The sequence below is a fragment of the Streptomyces sp. SJL17-4 genome (genome assembly GCF_036826855.1).
GTDB lineage: Bacteria > Actinomycetota > Actinomycetes > Streptomycetales > Streptomycetaceae > Streptomyces.
The window spans coordinates 5,294,552-5,313,971 of the sequence record NZ_CP104578.1; the positions used below are offsets into that span (position 1 = coordinate 5,294,552).

The following is a 19,420-nucleotide window of genomic DNA, read 5'->3' on the forward strand; positions in this document are numbered from 1 at the left end:
CGCGGCGACAGAGCCGGTGCATCGACGAAGGGACCACGTACACCCATGAGCGCGTCAGGCGGAACCAAGGCGATCGTGGCGGCACTCGCCGCCAACCTGGCGATCGCCGTAGCCAAGTTCGTGGCGTTCCTCTTCAGTGGTTCGTCGTCGATGCTCGCGGAGAGCGTCCACTCGCTCGCCGACTCCGGCAACCAGGGCCTGCTGCTGCTCGGCGGCAAGAAGGCGCAGCGCGAGGCGACCCCGCAGCACCCCTTCGGCTACGGCCGCGAGCGGTACATCTACGCCTTCCTCGTCTCCATCGTGCTCTTCTCCGTCGGTGGCATGTTCGCCATCTACGAGGGCTACGAGAAGATCAAGGACCCGCACGAGATCGAGGCCTGGTACTGGCCGGTCGGCGTCCTCGTCTTCGCGATCATCGCGGAGACGTTCTCCTTCCGGACCGCCATCAAGGAGTCGAACGCCATCCGCGGCGGCCTCTCCTGGAAGGAGTTCGTCCGCCGGGCCAAGGCTCCCGAGCTGCCCGTCGTCCTCCTGGAGGACCTCGGCGCCCTCGTCGGGCTCGTCCTCGCGCTCGGCGGCGTCGGCCTCGCCCTGCTGACCGGCGACGGCATCTGGGACGGCATCGGCACCCTCTGCATCGGCATCCTGCTCATCGCCATCGCGATCGTGCTGGCCGCCGAGACCAAGTCGCTGCTGCTCGGCGAGTCCGCCGGCATCGAGGACGTCAAGAAGATCGAGGACGCGGTCGTCGACGGCGAGACCGTCACCCGACTCATCCACATGCGGACGCTCCACCTCGGCCCGGAGGAGCTCCTCGTCGCCGCCAAGATCGCCGTCGAGCACGACGACTCGGCCGCCGACGTCGCGAACGCCATCAACGCCGCGGAGGCGCGCATCCGCGCCGCCGTCCCGATCGCCCGGGTCATCTACCTGGAGCCGGACGTCTACAACGAGGCGGCCGCCGCGACCGGCACCAACCCGTCCAAGACCCCGGACGACGCGGACCACTGACCCGCCTCTCGCCCTACCCCTCGCCTTCCCCACGCGACCCCCGAGACCCCACGGTCCCGGGGGTCGCGTGTGTCCGAACCGGCTTTCGACCGCGCCCCGCCGCCCGATGCGGACTGTGGCCGACCGCACCGTCCGGTGTAGATTCGTGACCAGCCAGACGTCGCTGCTGATGGCGGTCGGGCGGTCCTCGCGGACCGGCCGAGGGAGAGAGGGCCTCCGACGACGGCACCGTGGAAACCCCCGGGCATTCGTGTGTCCAGGGAACCTCCGTGGTGCCCGGCGCCCCAACCGACCCTCGCACGCCAACACACGAGGAGCAGCTCAGTCATGACGACTGCCGCCCACCAGGACTTCAAGGTCGCCGACCTCTCCCTGGCCGCCTTCGGCCGCAAGGAGATCACCCTCGCCGAGCACGAGATGCCCGGCCTGATGTCCATCCGCCGTGAGTACGCCGAGCAGCAGCCCCTCGCGGGCGCCCGCGTCACCGGCTCGCTGCACATGACCGTGCAGACCGCCGTCCTCATCGAGACCCTGGTCGCCCTCGGCGCCGAGGTCCGCTGGGCCTCCTGCAACATCTTCTCCACCCAGGACCACGCCGCCGCGGCCATCGCCGTCGGCCCGAACGGCACCCCGGAGAACCCGCAGGGCGTCCCGGTCTTCGCCTGGAAGGGCGAGACCCTCGAGGAGTACTGGTGGTGCACCGAGCAGGCCCTCACCTGGCCGAACTCGCCCACCGGCGGCCCGAACATGATCCTCGACGACGGCGGTGACGCCACCCTCCTCGTCCACAAGGGCGTCGAGTTCGAGAAGGCCGGCTCCGCCCCGGACCCGGCCACCGCGGACAGCGAGGAGTACGGCTACATCCTCCGTCTCCTCAACCGCACCCTCGGCGAGAACCCGCAGAAGTGGACCCAGCTGGCGTCCGAGATCCGCGGCGTCACCGAGGAGACCACCACCGGCGTCCACCGCCTGTACGAGATGCACCAGGCCGGCTCCCTCCTCTTCCCGGCGATCAACGTGAACGACGCCGTGACGAAGTCGAAGTTCGACAACAAGTACGGCTGCCGCCACTCCCTCATCGACGGCATCAACCGCGCCACCGACGTCCTCATCGGCGGCAAGACCGTGGTCGTCTGCGGCTACGGCGACGTCGGCAAGGGCTGCGCCGAGTCGCTGCGCGGCCAGGGCGCCCGCGTGATCGTCACCGAGATCGACCCGATCTGCGCGCTCCAGGCGGCGATGGACGGCTACCAGGTCACGACCCTGGACGAGGTCGTGGAGAAGGCCGACATCTTCATCACCACGACCGGCAACAAGGACATCATCATGGCCGCGGACATGGCCAAGATGAAGCACCAGGCCATCGTCGGCAACATCGGCCACTTCGACAACGAGATCGACATGGCCGGCCTCGCCAAGACCCCGGGCATCGTCAAGGACGAGGTCAAGCCGCAGGTCCACACCTGGACGTACCCCGACGGCAAGGTCCTCATCGTGCTGTCCGAGGGCCGCCTGCTCAACCTGGGCAACGCGACCGGTCACCCCTCCTTCGTCATGTCGAACTCGTTCGCGGACCAGACCCTGGCCCAGATCGAGCTCTACACGAAGCCGCAGGAGTACCCGACCGACGTGTACGTGCTGCCCAAGCACCTCGACGAGAAGGTCGCCCGTCTTCACCTGGACGCCCTCGGCGTCAAGCTGACGACCCTCCGTCCCGAGCAGGCCGCCTACATCGGCGTCGAGGTCGAGGGCCCGTTCAAGCCGGACCACTACCGCTACTGATGCCACGGGCGGCGTCGCGCCCGCGCGCTGACGCGGCGCCGTCCCGGACACCCGTAGAGGAATCAGGCAGGCCCCCCGCACCCCCGTGCCGGGGGGCCTGCCCCGTCCCAGGGCCCGTCCGGCGGAGATCAGGGCCGGACAGGCCCCAGCTCACGCCCCGAAGCCCCCGTCCCGAGGACCCGCCCCATGCCCCGCGGCCGTTATTCGCTCCATGACCCGCACGATCACACCCCCCTCGGTGACGAGCACTTCCACTGCGCGCCCGGCCCCTCCGGCTGGCGCTACGTCTCACAGGTCACCACCCCCTCGGGCGACCATCAGGGCTCCGTCGACCTGGCCGTCGACGAACTCGGCCGCCCCATCCGCCTCGAACTCCACGCCGCCGGCTGGCAGGTCCGCGGTGCGGCCCTCGACGGCGTCACCTGGGTCCGTACGGACCCCACCGGAACCCACGCCACCGAAGGCAATGTGCGCGCCCATGCCTTCACCGGCACCTCCCCGGCGTTCCTCGTCGCGCTCACGCGACTGCTGCGTCTCACCCCCGATTCCCCCGAGACCCGTGTCAGGCTCGTCGCCTTCACGGACCCGGTGCTCGCCCCCCTCACGGTCGACCAGTCCTGGGCCCTGCTGAAAAGTGAAGCGCACGCCACTGACAACGGCCCTCTGATGGTGGACGAGTACCAGGTCAGCGCCCTGGACACGGGCGAGCGGCACACCGTCCACATCGCCGGCGACGTGGTCCTCGCCGCCCCCGGCATCGAACTCGAAGCCCTGGAGACCCCGCCGTCGGTCTTCCCCTGACGATCAGGCGGGCGGAGTGAACCCGGTGGCGGGCGCCGCGGCCTCCCGACCGTCGGAAACGGGGGAGGCACCACCCGGCGCAACAGCCGGAGGTGCCACCGGCGAAGGCGCGACGGGAGGAACTACGCCCGGCGCCGGCACCCCCACAGCCCCACTCGCCCCGACCACGCCACCCGCCCCCGGCATCCCGGCCACCCCACGCATCCCGGTGACTCCCGCGGAGCCGAAGGCCCGCCGAGCCTCCCGCGCCTGCCGCTCGGCCACCACCCCCGCCAGATACGCGTCGGCCGGCACTCCCGGCGGCGGAGGCGTCCCGGTCCGCGCCACCAGCTCGTCGGCCAGCCGCTCCGCGAGCTGCCGCCCCACCACCGGGTCCAGCTCACGCGCCCGCGTGAGGTACTGACGTATCTCCAGCCACAGGGACTCGGGCACCGCCGAAAGATCCAGCCCGGCGAAACGCCCCACCAGCCACGGCGGCGGCGGAGGCACGGCGAGCACCCGCGCCGCAGGTATCCGCTCCCGCACGACAAGCGTCCCCGCGAAGACATCCCCGAGCCGTCGCCCCCGCTCCGACACGAGCGACGCGACACAGGCGACGACCCCGAACGTCATCAGGATCTCCACGACCCCCATCGCCCCCCGCACGAGCGCGTGCCGGAACCGGATCGGCCCCCCGTCGTCGCGCACCACACGAAGCCCACAGGCCAGCTTCCCCAGCGACCGCCCGTGGGACAGCGTCTCCACCGCGATCGGCGCCCCCACCAGGATCAGCAGGAAGGAGGCGATGGACACCGCCATCACCGCCGCCTCGTCGAGCGACGCGGTGGCGACCGCGAGCCCGAGCGTGACCAGCAGATACGCGGTCCAGACCACCACCAGGTCGATGAGCACCGCCAACGCCCGGCTCGGGAGCCGCGCCGGCTGCAACCCCAGTACGACGGCATCCCCGGTCACCACGTCACTCACGGCACCCACCCTTCTCCGACCTTCCCGACCCCTCCGAACGCCAGTCTGCCAAGCTGACCCGCAGCGCGCCGCAGCAGTACGGAACCGTCCGCAGCCGATGCCTGGAGCAGCAGCCGATCATGGACCTCGACGTCTACGTCACCGCCCACCGCGCCGAGTGGGAACGCCTCGACCACCTCCTGCGCCGGGGCGGCAAGCTCACCGGGGCCGAAGCCGACGAACTCGTGTCCCTGTACCAGCGCACGGCCACCCATCTCTCGATCGTGCAGTCGAGCGCCCCGGACCCCATGCTCACGGCCCGGCTCACCCAGCTCGTGGCCCGCGCCCGCGCCACCGTCACCGGTACCCGCCGCTCCTCGTGGCGCGACGCGGCCCGTTTCCTCACGGCCGGCTTCCCCGCGGCCGTCTACCGCTCCCGCCACTGGTGGGTCCCCACCGCCGTCCTCTCCACCCTGCTCGCCGCCCTGATCGGCTGGTGGATCGGTACGCACCCCGAGGTCCAGGCCGCGATCGGCGCCCCCGCCGATCTCCGCGAGATGACCCGCCCCGGCGGCCAGTACGAGGCGTACTACTCCAGCAACCCGGCAGCGTCCTTCGCCGCCCAGGTCTGGACGAACAACGCCCAGGCCGCCGCCATGTGCCTGGTCCTGGGCGCCTTCCTGGGCATCCCGGTGCTCTGGATCCTCTTCGTGAACATGCTGAACGTCGGCGTCGGCATCGGCCTGATGTCCTCCGCGGGCCGCCTCGACGTCTTCCTGGGCCTGATCCTTCCCCACGGCCTGCTCGAACTGACCGCCGTCTTCGTCGCCGCCGGCACGGGCCTCCGCCTCGGCTGGACGGTCATCGACCCCGGCCCCACCACCCGCCGCACAGCCCTCGCGGAACGCGGCCGTGCCGCGGTCGGCATGGCCCTCGGCCTGGCTCTGGTCCTCTTCGTCTCCGGCCTGATCGAAGGCTTCGTCACCCCGTCCGGCCTGCCGACCTGGGCCCGCATCACCATCGGCATCGTCGCTGAGCTGGTCTTCCTCGCCTACGTCTACGTCCTCGGCGGCCGCGCCGCCCGCGCAGGCGATCAGGGCGACCTCGAGGAGCCCGACCGCAGCGCCCAGCTCCCCACCGCCGCCTGATGTGCGTACGACCCCGCTGACCTGCTAGTGTCTCCCGGTGCCCACAAAAGCCATTGACATGGCGGCCGTGGGGAGGTAGATTTAAACGGTTGCCTAGAACTGGACAGTTCGGCAGCGATCAAGTAGAGTCTCACTCACTCCGGTCGGGAATTCGATTCCACGGAGTCACTCCGATTCTTATTCGAATCAAGAAAGCCGCCGATTAGGTCGGCCCAAATGATTCTGATAAAGTCGGAACCGCCGAAAGGCCCCCAGCGCGAAAGCAAAAGGGACCGGAAAGCACCGAGGAAATCGGATCGGAAAGATCTGATAGAGTCGGAAACGCAAGATCGAAGGGAAGCCCGGAGGAAAGCCCGAGAGGGTGAGTACAAAGGAAGCGTCCGTTCCTTGAGAACTCAACAGCGTGCCAAAAATCAACGCCAGATTAGTTGATACCCCGTCCATCTTCGGATGGCGAGGTTCCTTTGAAAGTCCTGCCGGCCCTTGTGGCGGGTAGGCAACATACACAGCGAGGACGCTGTGGACAGTCGGCCTTATTCCGGCCTGACTGTCCCGCTCAACGCGAGTGTGCAACCGGATATCCGGTAAACATTCACGGAGAGTTTGATCCTGGCTCAGGACGAACGCTGGCGGCGTGCTTAACACATGCAAGTCGAACGATGAAGCCCTTCGGGGTGGATTAGTGGCGAACGGGTGAGTAACACGTGGGCAATCTGCCCTTCACTCTGGGACAAGCCCTGGAAACGGGGTCTAATACCGGATAACACCGGCTTCCGCATGGGAGCTGGTTGAAAGCTCCGGCGGTGAAGGATGAGCCCGCGGCCTATCAGCTTGTTGGTGGGGTAATGGCCTACCAAGGCGACGACGGGTAGCCGGCCTGAGAGGGCGACCGGCCACACTGGGACTGAGACACGGCCCAGACTCCTACGGGAGGCAGCAGTGGGGAATATTGCACAATGGGCGAAAGCCTGATGCAGCGACGCCGCGTGAGGGATGACGGCCTTCGGGTTGTAAACCTCTTTCAGCAGGGAAGAAGCGAAAGTGACGGTACCTGCAGAAGAAGCGCCGGCTAACTACGTGCCAGCAGCCGCGGTAATACGTAGGGCGCAAGCGTTGTCCGGAATTATTGGGCGTAAAGAGCTCGTAGGCGGCTTGTCACGTCGGGTGTGAAAGCCCGGGGCTTAACCCCGGGTCTGCATCCGATACGGGCAGGCTAGAGTGTGGTAGGGGAGATCGGAATTCCTGGTGTAGCGGTGAAATGCGCAGATATCAGGAGGAACACCGGTGGCGAAGGCGGATCTCTGGGCCATTACTGACGCTGAGGAGCGAAAGCGTGGGGAGCGAACAGGATTAGATACCCTGGTAGTCCACGCCGTAAACGTTGGGAACTAGGTGTTGGCGACATTCCACGTCGTCGGTGCCGCAGCTAACGCATTAAGTTCCCCGCCTGGGGAGTACGGCCGCAAGGCTAAAACTCAAAGGAATTGACGGGGGCCCGCACAAGCAGCGGAGCATGTGGCTTAATTCGACGCAACGCGAAGAACCTTACCAAGGCTTGACATATACCGGAAAGCATTAGAGATAGTGCCCCCCTTGTGGTCGGTATACAGGTGGTGCATGGCTGTCGTCAGCTCGTGTCGTGAGATGTTGGGTTAAGTCCCGCAACGAGCGCAACCCTTGTCCTGTGTTGCCAGCATGCCCTTCGGGGTGATGGGGACTCACAGGAGACCGCCGGGGTCAACTCGGAGGAAGGTGGGGACGACGTCAAGTCATCATGCCCCTTATGTCTTGGGCTGCACACGTGCTACAATGGCCGGTACAAAGAGCTGCGATGCCGTGAGGCGGAGCGAATCTCAAAAAGCCGGTCTCAGTTCGGATTGGGGTCTGCAACTCGACCCCATGAAGTCGGAGTTGCTAGTAATCGCAGATCAGCATTGCTGCGGTGAATACGTTCCCGGGCCTTGTACACACCGCCCGTCACGTCACGAAAGTCGGTAACACCCGAAGCCGGTGGCCCAACCCCTTGTGGGAGGGAGCTGTCGAAGGTGGGACTGGCGATTGGGACGAAGTCGTAACAAGGTAGCCGTACCGGAAGGTGCGGCTGGATCACCTCCTTTCTAAGGAGCACAGTACCGATTGCAGACAAACGTTCTGCACGGTCAGCTCATGGGTGGAACGTTGATTAGTTGGCACAGTCTCTCTCCGAGAAACCGTTAGTACTGCTTCGGCGTGGAAAACGGGATCGAGGAACGGACTGTGCTTGGCACGTTGTTGGGTGTCTGAGGGTACGGCCGTAAGGTTTGTATCTTCGCGATGCCGGCCCCAGTGAACTTGATTCTTCGGAGTCAGGGTGATGGGTGGCTGGTCGTTGCTTGAGAACTACACAGTGGACGCGAGCATCTGTGGCCAAGTTTTTAAGGGCGCACGGTGGATGCCTTGGCACCAGGAACCGATGAAGGACGTGGGAGGCCACGATAGTCCCCGGGGAGCCGTCAACCAGGCTTTGATCCGGGGGTTTCCGAATGGGGAAACCCGGCAGTCGTCATGGGCTGTCACCCATGCCTGAACACATAGGGCATGTGGAGGGAACGAGGGGAAGTGAAACATCTCAGTACCCTCAGGAAGAGAAAACAACCGTGATTCCGGGAGTAGTGGCGAGCGAAACCGGATGAGGCCAAACCGTATGCGTGTGATACCCGGCAGGGGTTGCGCATGCGGGGTTGTGGGATCTCTCTTTCACAGTCTGCCGGCTGTGAGACGAGTCAGAAACCGTTGATGTAGGCGAAGGACATGCGAAAGGTCCGGCGTAGAGGGTAAGACCCCCGTAGCTGAAACATTGACGGCTCGTTTGAGAGACACCCAAGTAGCACGGGGCCCGAGAAATCCCGTGTGAATCTGGCGGGACCACCCGCTAAGCCTAAATATTCCCTGGTGACCGATAGCGGATAGTACCGTGAGGGAATGGTGAAAAGTACCGCGGGAGCGGAGTGAAATAGTACCTGAAACCGTGTGCCTACAAGCCGTGGGAGCGTCGGATACAGCTTGCTGTATCTCGTGACTGCGTGCCTTTTGAAGAATGAGCCTGCGAGTTTGCGGTGCGTTGCGAGGTTAACCCGTGTGGGGAAGCCGTAGCGAAAGCGAGTCCGAATAGGGCGATTCAGTAGCGCGCTCAAGACCCGAAGCGGAGTGATCTAGCCATGGGCAGGTTGAAGCGGAGGTAAGACTTCGTGGAGGACCGAACCCACCAGGGTTGAAAACCTGGGGGATGACCTGTGGTTAGGGGTGAAAGGCCAATCAAACTCCGTGATAGCTGGTTCTCCCCGAAATGCATTTAGGTGCAGCGTCGTGTGTTTCTTGCCGGAGGTAGAGCACTGGATAGGCGATGGGCCCTACCGGGTTACTGACCTTAGCCAAACTCCGAATGCCGGTAAGTGAGAGCACGGCAGTGAGACTGTGGGGGATAAGCTCCATGGTCGAGAGGGAAACAGCCCAGAGCATCGACTAAGGCCCCTAAGCGTACGCTAAGTGGGAAAGGATGTGGAGTCGCAGAGACAACCAGGAGGTTGGCTTAGAAGCAGCCACCCTTGAAAGAGTGCGTAATAGCTCACTGGTCAAGTGATTCCGCGCCGACAATGTAGCGGGGCTCAAGCGTACCGCCGAAGTCGTGTCATTGCAGCAATAGGGCCAACGCCCGCTGTGATGGGTAGGGGAGCGTCGTGTGCCGGGTGAAGCAGCCGCGGAAGCGAGTTGTGGACGGTTCACGAGTGAGAATGCAGGCATGAGTAGCGATACACACGTGAGAAACGTGTGCGCCGATTGACTAAGGGTTCCTGGGTCAAGCTGATCTGCCCAGGGTAAGTCGGGACCTAAGGCGAGGCCGACAGGCGTAGTCGATGGACAACCGGTTGATATTCCGGTACCCGCTTTGAAACGCCCAATATCGAGCCCATTAATGCTAAGGCCGTGAAGCCGTTCCGGACCCTTCGGGGAAAGGAAAGTGGTGGAGCCGCTGACCCAAGGTGGTAGTAGGTAAGCGATGGGGTGACGCAGGAAGGTAGTCCAGCCCGGGCGGTGGTAGTCCCGGGGTAAGGGTGTAGGGCGTTGTCCAGGTAAATCCGGACAGCACATAGCCTGAGACCTGATGCCGAGCCGATTGTGGTGAAGTGGATGATCCTATGCTGTCGAGAAAAGCCTCTAGCGAGTTTCATGGCGGCCCGTACCCTAAACCGACTCAGGTGGTCAGGTAGAGAATACCGAGGCGTTCGGGTGAACTATGGTTAAGGAACTCGGCAAAATGCCCCCGTAACTTCGGGAGAAGGGGGGCCACGTCTGGTGATCGGATTTACTCCGTGAGCTGGGGGTGGCCGCAGAGACCAGCGAGAAGCGACTGTTTACTAAAAACACAGGTCCGTGCGAAGCCGTAAGGCGATGTATACGGACTGACGCCTGCCCGGTGCTGGAACGTTAAGGGGACCGGTTAGTCACATTTCGGTGTGGCGAAGCTGAGAACTTAAGCGCCAGTAAACGGCGGTGGTAACTATAACCATCCTAAGGTAGCGAAATTCCTTGTCGGGTAAGTTCCGACCTGCACGAATGGCGTAACGACTTCTCGACTGTCTCAACCATAGGCCCGGTGAAATTGCACTACGAGTAAAGATGCTCGTTTCGCGCAGCAGGACGGAAAGACCCCGGGACCTTTACTACAGTTTGATATTGGTGTTCGGTTCGGCTTGTGTAGGATAGGTGGGAGACTTTGAAGCCGTGACGCCAGTCATGGTGGAGTCGCCGTTGAAATACCACTCTGGTCGTGCTGGATGTCTAACCTCGGTCCGTGATCCGGATCAGGGACAGTGTCTGATGGGTAGTTTAACTGGGGCGGTTGCCTCCCAAAGGGTAACGGAGGCGCCCAAAGGTTCCCTCAGCCTGGTTGGCAATCAGGTGTTGAGTGTAAGTGCACAAGGGAGCTTGACTGTGAGACCGACGGGTCGAGCAGGGACGAAAGTCGGGACTAGTGATCCGGCGGTGGCTTGTGGAAGCGCCGTCGCTCAACGGATAAAAGGTACCCCGGGGATAACAGGCTGATCTTCCCCAAGAGTCCATATCGACGGGATGGTTTGGCACCTCGATGTCGGCTCGTCGCATCCTGGGGCTGGAGTCGGTCCCAAGGGTTGGGCTGTTCGCCCATTAAAGCGGTACGCGAGCTGGGTTTAGAACGTCGTGAGACAGTTCGGTCCCTATCCGCTGTGCGCGTAGGAATATTGAGAAGGGCTGTCCCTAGTACGAGAGGACCGGGACGGACGAACCTCTGGTGTGCCAGTTGTCCTGCCAAGGGCATGGCTGGTTGGCTACGTTCGGGAGGGATAACCGCTGAAAGCATCTAAGCGGGAAGCCTGCTTCGAGATGAGTATTCCCACCTCCTTGAGAGGGTAAGGCTCCCAGTAGACGACTGGGTTGATAGGCCGGATGTGGAAGCCCAGTAATGGGTGGAGCTGACCGGTACTAATAGGCCGAGGGCTTGTCCTCAGTTGCTCGCGTCCACTGTGTTAGTTCTGAAGTAACGACCGTGTTGTCATCCGGTTGGTTAACTTCATAGAGTTTCGGTGGTCATAGCGTTAGGGAAACGCCCGGTTACATTCCGAACCCGGAAGCTAAGCCTTTCAGCGCCGATGGTACTGCAGGGGGGACCCTGTGGGAGAGTAGGACGCCGCCGAACAATTTTTAGCCTCAACCCCCGGACTCTGTCCGGGGGTTGAGGCATTTTTGCGTTGGGCTACTTTCAGCCAATGATTGATGTGGCCATGACATCTCGCGATGGTTGTGACACGCTCCGTGGCGCACTCCGAATCCAGGCGGCTCTGCCGAGCGGCTTGGGTTCCCCCCACCCACAAGCTGTGGCAAGGAGAGCGACATGAAGTACACCCCCACCCTGACTGGCTTGGCCGCGCTGGTGATGGCGGTCGGCATCGGTGTTCCCACGTCGGCCCATGCGAGCGGCGCGGCGGCCGGCGCGGAGGTCGACGGCGTGATGGTCGTCTCTGGGAACACCTGCAGTTGGACCGGCGCCGATGCCAGTGCGACTCCGCCGAGCGCGCTCACCGTCGACCGGGCCACGATCAACAAGCCTGGCGGGAATCTGACCTGCGGCGGGGGCATCACCGCCTCGCTCAACAACAATCCGGCCTTCACCTTCGATGACGTCGCAGGTACGGCGACGACCGACGTCATCGACCTCACTGGAAATCAGTCGTTCGTCTCCTGTCGCTACAAGGTGACGAACATCGTCTGGAAGCGGGACGGGGCCACCAGGAAGTATGTGAACACCCCCTTCACGGCCACCAAGGTATCGGGCTCGTTCCTGTGCCCGGGATCCTTCAGTGCCGCGGCTGGGGAGGCCTCCGTCGTGTTCCGTTGAGTCGGGGCGCCATGCGTGATCGATGGCCGGTCGGCGTTGCTCGCCGTGCCGGCCATCGGTGCGTGCGGCTCTAGAGGCGGCCGGCTGCTTTCAGGGCGAGGTAGGCGTCCGCCAGGGCGGGCGCGAGGGTGTCGGGGGAGGCGTCGACGACCGTGACGCCGTGGCGGCGGAGCTGGTCCGCGGTGCGGGAACGCTGGGACTGGGTCTGGGCAGCCGCCGCGGCCTCGTAGACGCCCTCGATCGTGCCGCGGGTCGTCGCCATGCGGGCGATGTGAGGGTCGGAGACCGCGGCGAGCAGGACCGTGTGGCGCTGGGCGAGCTGCGGCAGCACCGGGAGGAGGCCCTCCTCGATCGGAGCGGAGTCGAGGCTCGTCAGGAGGACGATCAGTGAGCGGCGGGGAGCGCGCGCGAGGGCCGTTGCGGCCAGGCCGCGGGCGTCGGTCTCCACCAGCTCGGGTTCGAGCGGGGCGAGGGCGTTGACCACGGCGGGCAGGACGTCGCCGGCGGAGCGGCCCTGGACCTGGGCGCGGAGTTGCCGGTCGTAGGCCAGGAGGTCCACGCGGTCACCGGCGCGGGACGCGAGCGCGGTGAGGAGGAGGGCCGCGTCCATGGAGGCGTCCAGACGGGGGACGTCGCCGACACGGCCGGCCGATGTGCGGCCGGTGTCGAGGACGATCAGGATGTGGCGGTCGCGTTCGGGGCGCCAGGTGCGGACCGCGACCGTGGTCTGGCGGGCGGTGGCACGCCAGTCGATCGAGCGGGTGTCGTCGCCGGGGACGTACTCGCGGAGGCTGTCGAACTCCGTGCCCTCACCGCGCGTCAGCACGCTCGTACGGCCGTCGAGTTCACGGAGTCGGGCCAGGCGGGACGGCAGGTGCTTGCGGCTGGTGAACGGGGGCAGGACGCGGACGGTCCAGGGGACCTCGTGGTTTCCCTGACGGGCCGCAAGGCCCAGGGGGCCGTACGAGCGGACCGTGACGCGCTCGGCCCGGCGGTCGCCGCGGCGGGTCGGGCGCAGGCTTGTGGTGAGGCGGCGGCGTTCGCCTGCGGGGACCGTCAAGCGGTGGCGCGAGGAGGCCTGTTCGGTGCCGGGGAGACAGCTGCTGGGCGGCCAGGCGTCGCGGAGCTGGGCGCGGAGGCGGCGGCGGGACCGGTTGGTGACGGTGAGCTGGAGGGTGGCCGCGTCACCGAGTCGAACGGATGTATCACCACTTCGGGTGAATTGGAGCGTTCGTACTGGCGCCGCCAGGGCGTAGTCGCACAGAATTGCGAGGGAGAGAGGCGCGTTCACCGCGAGCATCCCCGCCCAGCTGGGGGCGAAGATGCCGACGGGGAGCGATCCGAGGGCGGCGATCAGCGCTGTTCGTCCGGTGAGGGCCATGGGGCGCCGTTCTCAGCGGGGGACGGGGACGTGGGCGAGGATCGAGTTGATGACGGAGTCGGGGGTGACTCCCTCCATCTCGGCCTCGGGCCGCAGGTGGATGCGATGACGCAGGGTGGGGAGAGCGAGGGCCTTCACATCGTCGGGGGTGACGTAGTCCCGGCCGGTGAGCCAGGCCCAGGCGCGGGCGGTGGAGAGCAGGGCGGTGGCGCCTCGGGGGGAGACCCCGAGCGTGAGTGAGGGGGATTCACGCGTGGCACGACAGATATCGACGACATAGCCGGCGATCTCGGCGGAGGTCGAGACCTTCGCGACGGCGGCCCGGGCGGCTTCGAGCGCGGCGGGACCCGCGACGGGGCGGACGCCGGCGGCCTTGAGGTCGCGGGGGTCGAAGCCCTCGGCGTGACGGGTGAGGACCTGGATCTCGTCCGCGCGGGAGGGCAGTGGGACCGTCAGCTTCAGGAGGAAGCGGTCCAGTTGGGCCTCGGGGAGGGGATAGGTGCCCTCGTACTCGACGGGGTTCTGGGTCGCGGCCACCAGGAAGGGTTCGGGCAGGGGGCGCGGGGTGCCGTCGACCGTGACCTGGCGCTCTTCCATCGCCTCCAGGAGGGAGGCCTGGGTCTTCGGGGGCGTGCGGTTGATCTCGTCGGCGAGCAGGAGGTTCGTGAAGACCGGGCCGGGCTGGAAGGAGAACTCGGAGGTCCGGGTGTCGTAGACCAGGGAGCCGGTCACGTCGCTCGGCATGAGGTCGGGGGTGAACTGGACGCGCTTGGTGTCGAGTTCGAGGGCGGCGGCGAGCGAGCGGACCAGCAGGGTCTTCGCGACGCCGGGCACGCCTTCGAGGAGGACGTGTCCGCGGCAGAGCAGGGCGACGACGAGACCGGTGACGGCGGGGTCCTGGCCGACCACGGCCTTTCCGATCTCGGTGCGCAGGGCCTCCAGGGAGGCGCGGGCGCGGTCCGAGTTCGTGGCGGTCTCGGGGGTCGGGGCGCTCATGAGGTGCGTACCTCTCTTTCGAGGGCGTCGAGTTGGTCCGCCAGGCGGATGAGAGCGGCGTCGTCGGCGGGAGCCGGGCCGAAGAGGAGGTGTCGGGGGTCCGCAGTGGTCTCGGGGAGCCGGGCGGAGAGTGCGGGGAGGAGACGATCGGCGGAGTGGGCGTCCTGGACGGGGACGCCGAGCAGCGGGGCGATCCGGGTGCGGGTCGCGGTGCGCAGCACCGAGGCGGCGCGGTCGCGGGCGTTCGCCTTGCGGTAGAGGCGGGCGCGGCCCTCGGTGGCCTCGGAGGCGCGGAGGGCGACGGGGAGGCGTTCGGTCACCAGGGGGCCGAGGCGGCGGCCGCGCCAGATGGCGGCGAGCAGGGCCGCGATCGCGAGCTGGAGTGTGCCCCACAGCCAGCCGGAGGGGATGAGGGAGAGGAAGTTGCCCGTGGTGCTGTCGTCGGGTGCGTCGGCGGCGGCGGAGGCATCGGTCAGGGAGGGGAGGTACCAGACGACATGGGGCCGGGAGCCGAGGAGTTGCAGGGCGAGCGAGGCGTTGCCCTGCTGGTCGAGACGCTTGTTGTAGAGGATGTCGGGCGAGCCGAGCAGGACGGTGTCGGTGGTGTCCGGCCCGGGGAGGCGGAGCAGCGTTGGCAGGCCTTCGGAGAGGTAGCAGGAGTCCGCGGTGGTGCCGGGGGTGGTGACGTAGCGCTCGCCGCCGAGGTCGACGCTGCCGGCGCGGGTGGCCTCCGCCAGGGTGCAGGAGGGGGCGCGGTTCTCCACGGGGGCGCTGGTGGAGCTGGTGACTCCTGGGACGAGGGTGTCGAGGGAGGGCTGCCCCGCGCCGACGAGGACCGTGCGGCCGGTGGAGTCCGTCATGGCCCGGCGGAGCGTGGACTGCTGAGACCGCGTCAGCAGGTCGGGGGTGGTGACCAGGAGCGTCGCGTCGGGGTCGGTCGCCGTTGTGGCCTCGTCGAGGGTGGTGGCGAGGGTGAGCTCGATGCCATGGGACGTGAGGAGTTCGGCGACGGCCCGGCTGCCGTTCGGGTCGGCGGAACGGGGGTCGAGGGAGCCATGGGCATCGGAGGACCGCAGCGTCGCGAGGGCGAGGCCACCGATGACGATCAGGGCGAGGACGAGGGCCGCGCCGCGGGCTCGGGCCCAGAGCCGGCGGGCGGAGAGGGCGGTGGACGTCGTGCTGGTGGCCGGGCGGCTCATGCGGGTGTCCCCGTGGAGGCGGTGTCGAGGACGGGACGGGTGTGCTCCAGGGCCGTGTCCAGCTCCTCGATGCGGCGGTACGCCGGCCCGTCGGCGGCGCGGCCGCCGTATGTGACGTCGTCGAAGACGCGGACGGCGAGGCGCAGGTCGTCCGCGTGGGAGGGCAGGGAGCGGCTCGCTTCGGCGGCGGCCTCGTCCGCGGTGCGGCCGGGGCGGGGATCGAGCAGGGCGCGTTCCTCGAGGGAGCGGACGATGGCCCGCGTGCGTTCCTGGACGGCCTGGTTCCAGCGGCCGGCGGAGGCGTGGCGGGCGGCGGCTGCCCGGTGGTCGCGGGCGGTGCGGGGGCCGTCCGCGAAGAGGGAGTCGCCGGTGGTGCCCGGTGCGCGGTGGGGGGTGCCGAGGCGCCACCAGAGGGCGGCGACCGCGGCGATCACGAGCAGGACGACCACGACGAGGCCGATCACGCCGCCGGGGGCGGCACCCGACGCGGCCTCGAAGAGGTCGCCGACCCACTCCCAGAAGCGGTCGAGGCCGCGCTGGAGGAGGTTCGGGTCGTTCTCGTGGTACATCGGCTTGGACAGCTCCCGCTCCGCCGCCTCCTGGGCGGGGACGCGGGAGATGTCCACCGGGATGTCGTCGTCGGCGCCGAGCCGCGCCAGTGCCGTGGTCGTTCCCCCCGTGACCGTCACGGCATCAGCCTCCGACGGTCTGGTTGCCCGGAGTGGGGCCGTAGCCGGGGAGGCCCGCGGCCCGTGCCAGTTCGAGGTCCAGGGCTTCGCGGCGGATGCGCTGGTCCACGTAGAGGAGGACGGTCACCCCGGCCGAGATCGGGTAGGTGATCGCGCTGGTGATCACGCCGCCGATGCCCGTGATGATCAGGAACGGCCAGCCGAAGCTGGTGGACGTGCCGGAGAGCATGTCGGAGAAGCCGTCGCCGTCGACCGCGATGCCGATGATGGTGAACGGGATCGCGATGATCATGGAGAAGATGAAGATCAGCAGCTGGGTGAGGAGCGTGATCCCGAAGATGCGCCACCACGCGCCCTGAACCAGCTTCGCCGAGCGCTTCAGCGACTTGATCACGCCGCCGCGCTCCAGCATCAGGGCGGGGGAGGCGAGACTGAAGCGGATCATCAGCCAGACGGCCGTCACCAGGGCGCCGAGTCCACCGAGGAGGGTCAGGGCCACGCCTGCGGCCCCGCCGATCAGGAGACCGGGGAGCAGGCCGACCATGACGATGGCGGAGCTCATCGCGGCGAGCAGCAGGGTCAGGCCGATGAGCTGCAGGAGGCGCGGTCGGGCCTCCTGCCAGGCGGCGCCGAGCGAGACCGGGCGGCCGAGGACGGCGCGGCTGATGACGACGGTCAGCAGGGCGGCGCTGACCAGGGATGCCATCAGCGTCACGAGCAGGGCGGGGCCCAGGCCGATCAGGGACGACTGGGCCGCGTCGAGGGACTGCTCGAGTGCCTCGGCGGGGGTGGCGTCCGGGTTCGCCGCCGGAACGTCGGGGGCGAGGTACTGCTGGGCCAGGATGTTGGCGATCTGGGAGATCACCGCGACCGTGACCGTGATGGCCAGCACGGTGCGCCAGTAGGTGCGGAGGGTCTTCACCGCGCCGTCGAGGATCTCGCCCATGCCCAGCGGGCGCAGCGGGATCACTCCGGGCTTCGCGGCCGGCGGGCGGCCCCAGTGGGCGTTCGGGGGAGGAGTTCCCCAGCCCTGGCCGGGTGCCGGGGGCGGGGGTGGGCCGGTCGGCGGGGACCACTGGCCGGCGGGCGGCTGGTCCTTGGACCACTGAGGGGCGGAGCCGTTCGCGTCGGCCGGATCGGCGGGCCGGGGGACCCCGGAGCCGTTCTGGTCGTCGGAGGGGGCGGATCCGGGCGAGGTCCAGCCCGGAGTGTCGTTCACGGTCGTCCACCTCGGAGGAATGGTCGCGGTGCCGGATCGGCGAACCGGCTCGGTCACGGCCGCCGACACCTGACACGGCGGCGGGCCGGGTGCCATCGTGCCACGCGGGACCCGCCCGTGGGCCGGAGCGGCCGTGACCTTCGTACCTTTGTCCGGACCTTCATTGTGCGAGCGGCAGACGGCACACGGTGCGGATACCCGATCATCACGCGCGAACCGTGCGGCGGCGGGCCGAGCGGGGCGCGGTCGACGGGATCGCGGTCCGGGCTGGGGGAGCGCTCAACAACGAGGACACGTTCTTCGGGTACTACCCGATCCGCCCCAACAAGGTCGTCGCCCAGGGCGAGACGATCGAGATCTACGACCTCGTGGGCAAGGACACGGTCCTCCTCCACCACTCGATCAACGATGGCGAGTCCTCGGGTGGAGCCCAGCAGGTCCAGCAGGCCCGGATGTGGTTCGACAGCGTCTGGGAGACCATCGGAAGGGACTTCGATCTTGACGCACGCTGACCCCCTCACCGAGACCCTGGCGAACGCCCGCGTCGTCCTCTTCGACTTCGACGGACCCGTGTGCGACGTGTTCGCGGGACTGCCGGCGCCCGAGGTCGCGCAGGAGCTGACCGCCCTCCTCTCCGCTCAGGATGAAGCCGCGGGCGCAAAAGCCTCCCAGACGGACGACCCCATCGAGGTCCTGCGCATCGCGCACGAAGCCGATACCGAACTGGGCCGGCAGATCGAGCAGGCCCTCACGGCCGCCGAGGTCCGAGCCGTCGCGGTGGCAGGCAAGCCGACGCCAGGAGCAGCCGAAGCACTCCAGGCAGCACGTGTGGCCGGTCGAGGCGTAGCGGTGGTGAGCAACAACTCCACCGAGTGCGTACGGGTCTTCCTTGAACTTCACGGCCTGGAGGAGTACGTCACGAAGATCGTGGGTCGACCCTCCGAGCAGCCGCACCTGATGAAACCGAACCCGTTCCCGCTCATCACGGCAGCCGAGCAAATGCACGTCGACGTCACGAGCTGCACCCTGATCGGCGACTCGCTCACTGACATCCAGGCGGCCCACGCAGCAGGCGCAACGGTGATCGGCTACGCCAACAAGCCTCACAAGGCGGACCAGTTCGCCGAGGCGCAGGCCGACGTCATCACCGAGGACATGCAGGCCATCGCCGACGCGTTTACCACCACGTGACGGCCTATCCCTCGACTACCGCGCCCGGAACGAGGTGGAGTTCGTACGGGGTGTAGCACTCGGACATCTCAGTGCCGATCGTGGCACCGCATCTGCACCCCCGATTCGGTCCCTTGTCGCCAGGATTGCCGCAGCAGCCCACCTCTCCTGTGCTCAGCGGAACCAGGCGCGGCATGTCCTCAGGGTGGAGCAGCAGGGTGTTGCGAGGCCCTCCAGAGACCATCTCGACGCCCTCGTCGCTGATCGACGGTCCACCCGGATACGCCGGGACAAAGCTGTCCTGGTCGTCGCTTGCCACGAACGGTGCACCGGTCGGGTCGGGGTCAACCGCATAGAAGCCGCGCGGCATGGTCGCCGACGCACGCCGAACCCCGTCGACCGGCAAGCCGTCATAGAAGGGACGCTTGGGCACCTCAGCTATCTGCTGCAGCTCTGTCGTCAGCCGAGCACCACACGAAGCACAGTAAAAGATCGTCATCGAGAGACTGACTACCGGGTCGACTCGGATCAGGGCAACGGCTTTTGAGTCGACGGTGAGGGTCCAGCCTGTTGTTACAGATTTCTCTACCTCATCAAGGCACCCGCCGCGCACGCGCGGCGCGTGCGGCCCGTCGTCCGGGCCGCCGCTCCTGTCTGCGCCCCGCTC

14 protein-coding genes and 3 rRNA genes are annotated in these 19,420 nt (G+C 67.0%); 10 read left to right on the plus strand and 7 right to left on the minus strand.

Annotation, left to right across the window (positions count from 1 at the left end; genetic code table 11):
* Nucleotides 1–45 precede the first annotated feature (45 nt).
* From N5875_RS23845 to N5875_RS23855, 3 genes are all read left to right on the plus strand, one after another.
* A complete protein-coding gene (locus N5875_RS23845; protein WP_318210103.1) occupies nt 46–1,011 on the plus strand; it encodes a cation diffusion facilitator family transporter in 966 nt (321 codons plus the stop codon).
* Between the two features lie 327 nt (nt 1,012–1,338).
* The gene (ahcY, locus tag N5875_RS23850; protein ID WP_318210102.1) at nt 1,339–2,793 is read left to right on the plus strand and encodes an adenosylhomocysteinase; all 1,455 of its coding nucleotides are present in this window, start codon (nt 1,339–1,341) and stop codon (nt 2,791–2,793) included.
* 186 nt (nt 2,794–2,979) lie between these two features.
* Nucleotides 2,980–3,594: a hypothetical protein gene (locus tag N5875_RS23855; protein WP_318210101.1), complete on the plus strand. Its 615-nt coding sequence runs from the start codon at nt 2,980–2,982 to the stop codon at nt 3,592–3,594.
* A 3-nt stretch (nt 3,595–3,597) separates the two neighbouring features.
* Here N5875_RS23855 and N5875_RS23860 read toward each other — a convergent pair whose 3' ends face one another.
* Complete coding sequence (locus N5875_RS23860) at nt 3,598–4,560, minus strand: RDD family protein (protein ID WP_318210100.1); 963 nt, start codon at nt 4,558–4,560, stop codon at nt 3,598–3,600.
* 119 nt (nt 4,561–4,679) lie between these two features.
* On the opposite strand from N5875_RS23860, the gene N5875_RS23865 reads away from it, so the two are divergent.
* The 5 genes from N5875_RS23865 (at nt 4,680) to N5875_RS23885 (ending at nt 12,099) form a co-directional block, all read left to right on the plus strand.
* On the plus strand, nt 4,680–5,687 hold the full coding sequence (locus N5875_RS23865; protein WP_338495828.1) for a stage II sporulation protein M: 1,008 nt from the start codon (nt 4,680–4,682) through the stop codon (nt 5,685–5,687).
* 591 nt (nt 5,688–6,278) lie between these two features.
* Nucleotides 6,279–7,804: ribosomal RNA gene (locus N5875_RS23870) — 16S ribosomal RNA — on the plus strand.
* Nucleotides 7,805–8,091: 287 nt separating this feature from the next.
* Nucleotides 8,092–11,210 (plus strand): 23S ribosomal RNA (locus N5875_RS23875).
* 73 nt (nt 11,211–11,283) lie between these two features.
* Nucleotides 11,284–11,400: ribosomal RNA gene (gene rrf, locus N5875_RS23880) — 5S ribosomal RNA — on the plus strand.
* Together the 16S, 23S and 5S rRNA genes form the textbook arrangement of a ribosomal RNA operon.
* A gap of 195 nt (nt 11,401–11,595) precedes the next feature.
* Nucleotides 11,596–12,099 carry a hypothetical protein gene (locus N5875_RS23885; RefSeq protein WP_318210098.1) on the plus strand — a complete coding sequence of 168 codons (504 nt, stop codon included), beginning with the start codon at nt 11,596–11,598 and terminating at the stop codon, nt 12,097–12,099.
* Nucleotides 12,100–12,169: 70 nt separating this feature from the next.
* On the opposite strand, the gene N5875_RS23890 is transcribed toward N5875_RS23885, so the two are convergent.
* From N5875_RS23890 to N5875_RS23910, 5 genes are read right to left on the minus strand one after another with little or no spacing between them, the layout of a single operon-like run.
* Nucleotides 12,170–13,480, minus strand: coding sequence for a DUF58 domain-containing protein (locus N5875_RS23890; protein ID WP_338495831.1), 1,311 nt, complete (start codon nt 13,478–13,480; stop codon nt 12,170–12,172).
* 12 nt (nt 13,481–13,492) lie between these two features.
* Nucleotides 13,493–14,476, minus strand: coding sequence for a MoxR family ATPase (locus N5875_RS23895; RefSeq protein ID WP_318210096.1), 984 nt, complete (start codon nt 14,474–14,476; stop codon nt 13,493–13,495).
* Nucleotides 14,473–15,675 (minus strand): DUF4350 domain-containing protein, encoded by a 1,203-nt coding sequence (locus N5875_RS23900; RefSeq protein ID WP_338495833.1) that lies wholly within the window; start codon nt 15,673–15,675, stop codon nt 14,473–14,475. Before N5875_RS23900 ends, N5875_RS23895 begins: the two co-directional genes overlap by 4 nt.
* Entirely contained in the window at nt 15,672–16,364 is a 693-nt protein-coding gene (locus N5875_RS23905) for a DUF4129 domain-containing protein (protein WP_338495835.1), read from the minus strand. Before N5875_RS23905 ends, N5875_RS23900 begins: the two co-directional genes overlap by 4 nt.
* Nucleotides 16,365–16,368: 4 nt before the next feature.
* A complete protein-coding gene (locus N5875_RS23910) occupies nt 16,369–17,583 on the minus strand; it encodes a hypothetical protein (protein ID WP_338495838.1) in 1,215 nt (404 codons plus the stop codon).
* A gap of 218 nt (nt 17,584–17,801) precedes the next feature.
* Here N5875_RS23910 and N5875_RS23915 point away from each other — a divergent pair, with 218 nt between their 5' ends.
* A complete protein-coding gene (locus N5875_RS23915) occupies nt 17,802–18,095 on the plus strand; it encodes a hypothetical protein (protein ID WP_338495840.1) in 294 nt (97 codons plus the stop codon).
* Nucleotides 18,082–18,774, plus strand: coding sequence for an HAD family hydrolase (locus N5875_RS23920; protein ID WP_338495842.1), 693 nt, complete (start codon nt 18,082–18,084; stop codon nt 18,772–18,774). Before N5875_RS23915 ends, N5875_RS23920 begins: the two co-directional genes overlap by 14 nt.
* Before the next feature lie 4 nt (nt 18,775–18,778).
* On the opposite strand, the gene N5875_RS23925 is transcribed toward N5875_RS23920, so the two are convergent.
* The gene (locus N5875_RS23925) at nt 18,779–19,252 is read right to left on the minus strand and encodes a hypothetical protein (protein WP_338495845.1); all 474 of its coding nucleotides are present in this window, start codon (nt 19,250–19,252) and stop codon (nt 18,779–18,781) included.
* Nucleotides 19,253–19,420 lie beyond the last annotated feature (168 nt).

What these genes read in the sequence shown, in the direction of transcription:
- N5875_RS23895 (WP_318210096.1), bottom strand. Translation starts at nt 14,476, where the DNA reads ATGAGCGCCCCGACCCCCGAGACCGCCACGAACTCGGACCGCGCCCGC.
- N5875_RS23925 (WP_338495845.1), bottom strand. Translation starts at nt 19,252, where the DNA reads ATGACGATCTTTTACTGTGCTTCGTGTGGTGCTCGGCTGACGACAGAG.
- N5875_RS23900 (WP_338495833.1), bottom strand. Translation starts at nt 15,675, where the DNA reads ATGAGCCGCCCGGCCACCAGCACGACGTCCACCGCCCTCTCCGCCCGC.
- N5875_RS23845 (WP_318210103.1), top strand. Translation starts at nt 46, where the DNA reads ATGAGCGCGTCAGGCGGAACCAAGGCGATCGTGGCGGCACTCGCCGCC.
- N5875_RS23890 (WP_338495831.1), bottom strand. Translation starts at nt 13,480, where the DNA reads ATGGCCCTCACCGGACGAACAGCGCTGATCGCCGCCCTCGGATCGCTC.
- N5875_RS23865 (WP_338495828.1), top strand. Translation starts at nt 4,680, where the DNA reads ATGGACCTCGACGTCTACGTCACCGCCCACCGCGCCGAGTGGGAACGC.
- ahcY (WP_318210102.1), top strand. Translation starts at nt 1,339, where the DNA reads ATGACGACTGCCGCCCACCAGGACTTCAAGGTCGCCGACCTCTCCCTG.
- N5875_RS23885 (WP_318210098.1), top strand. Translation starts at nt 11,596, where the DNA reads ATGAAGTACACCCCCACCCTGACTGGCTTGGCCGCGCTGGTGATGGCG.
- N5875_RS23855 (WP_318210101.1), top strand. Translation starts at nt 2,980, where the DNA reads ATGCCCCGCGGCCGTTATTCGCTCCATGACCCGCACGATCACACCCCC.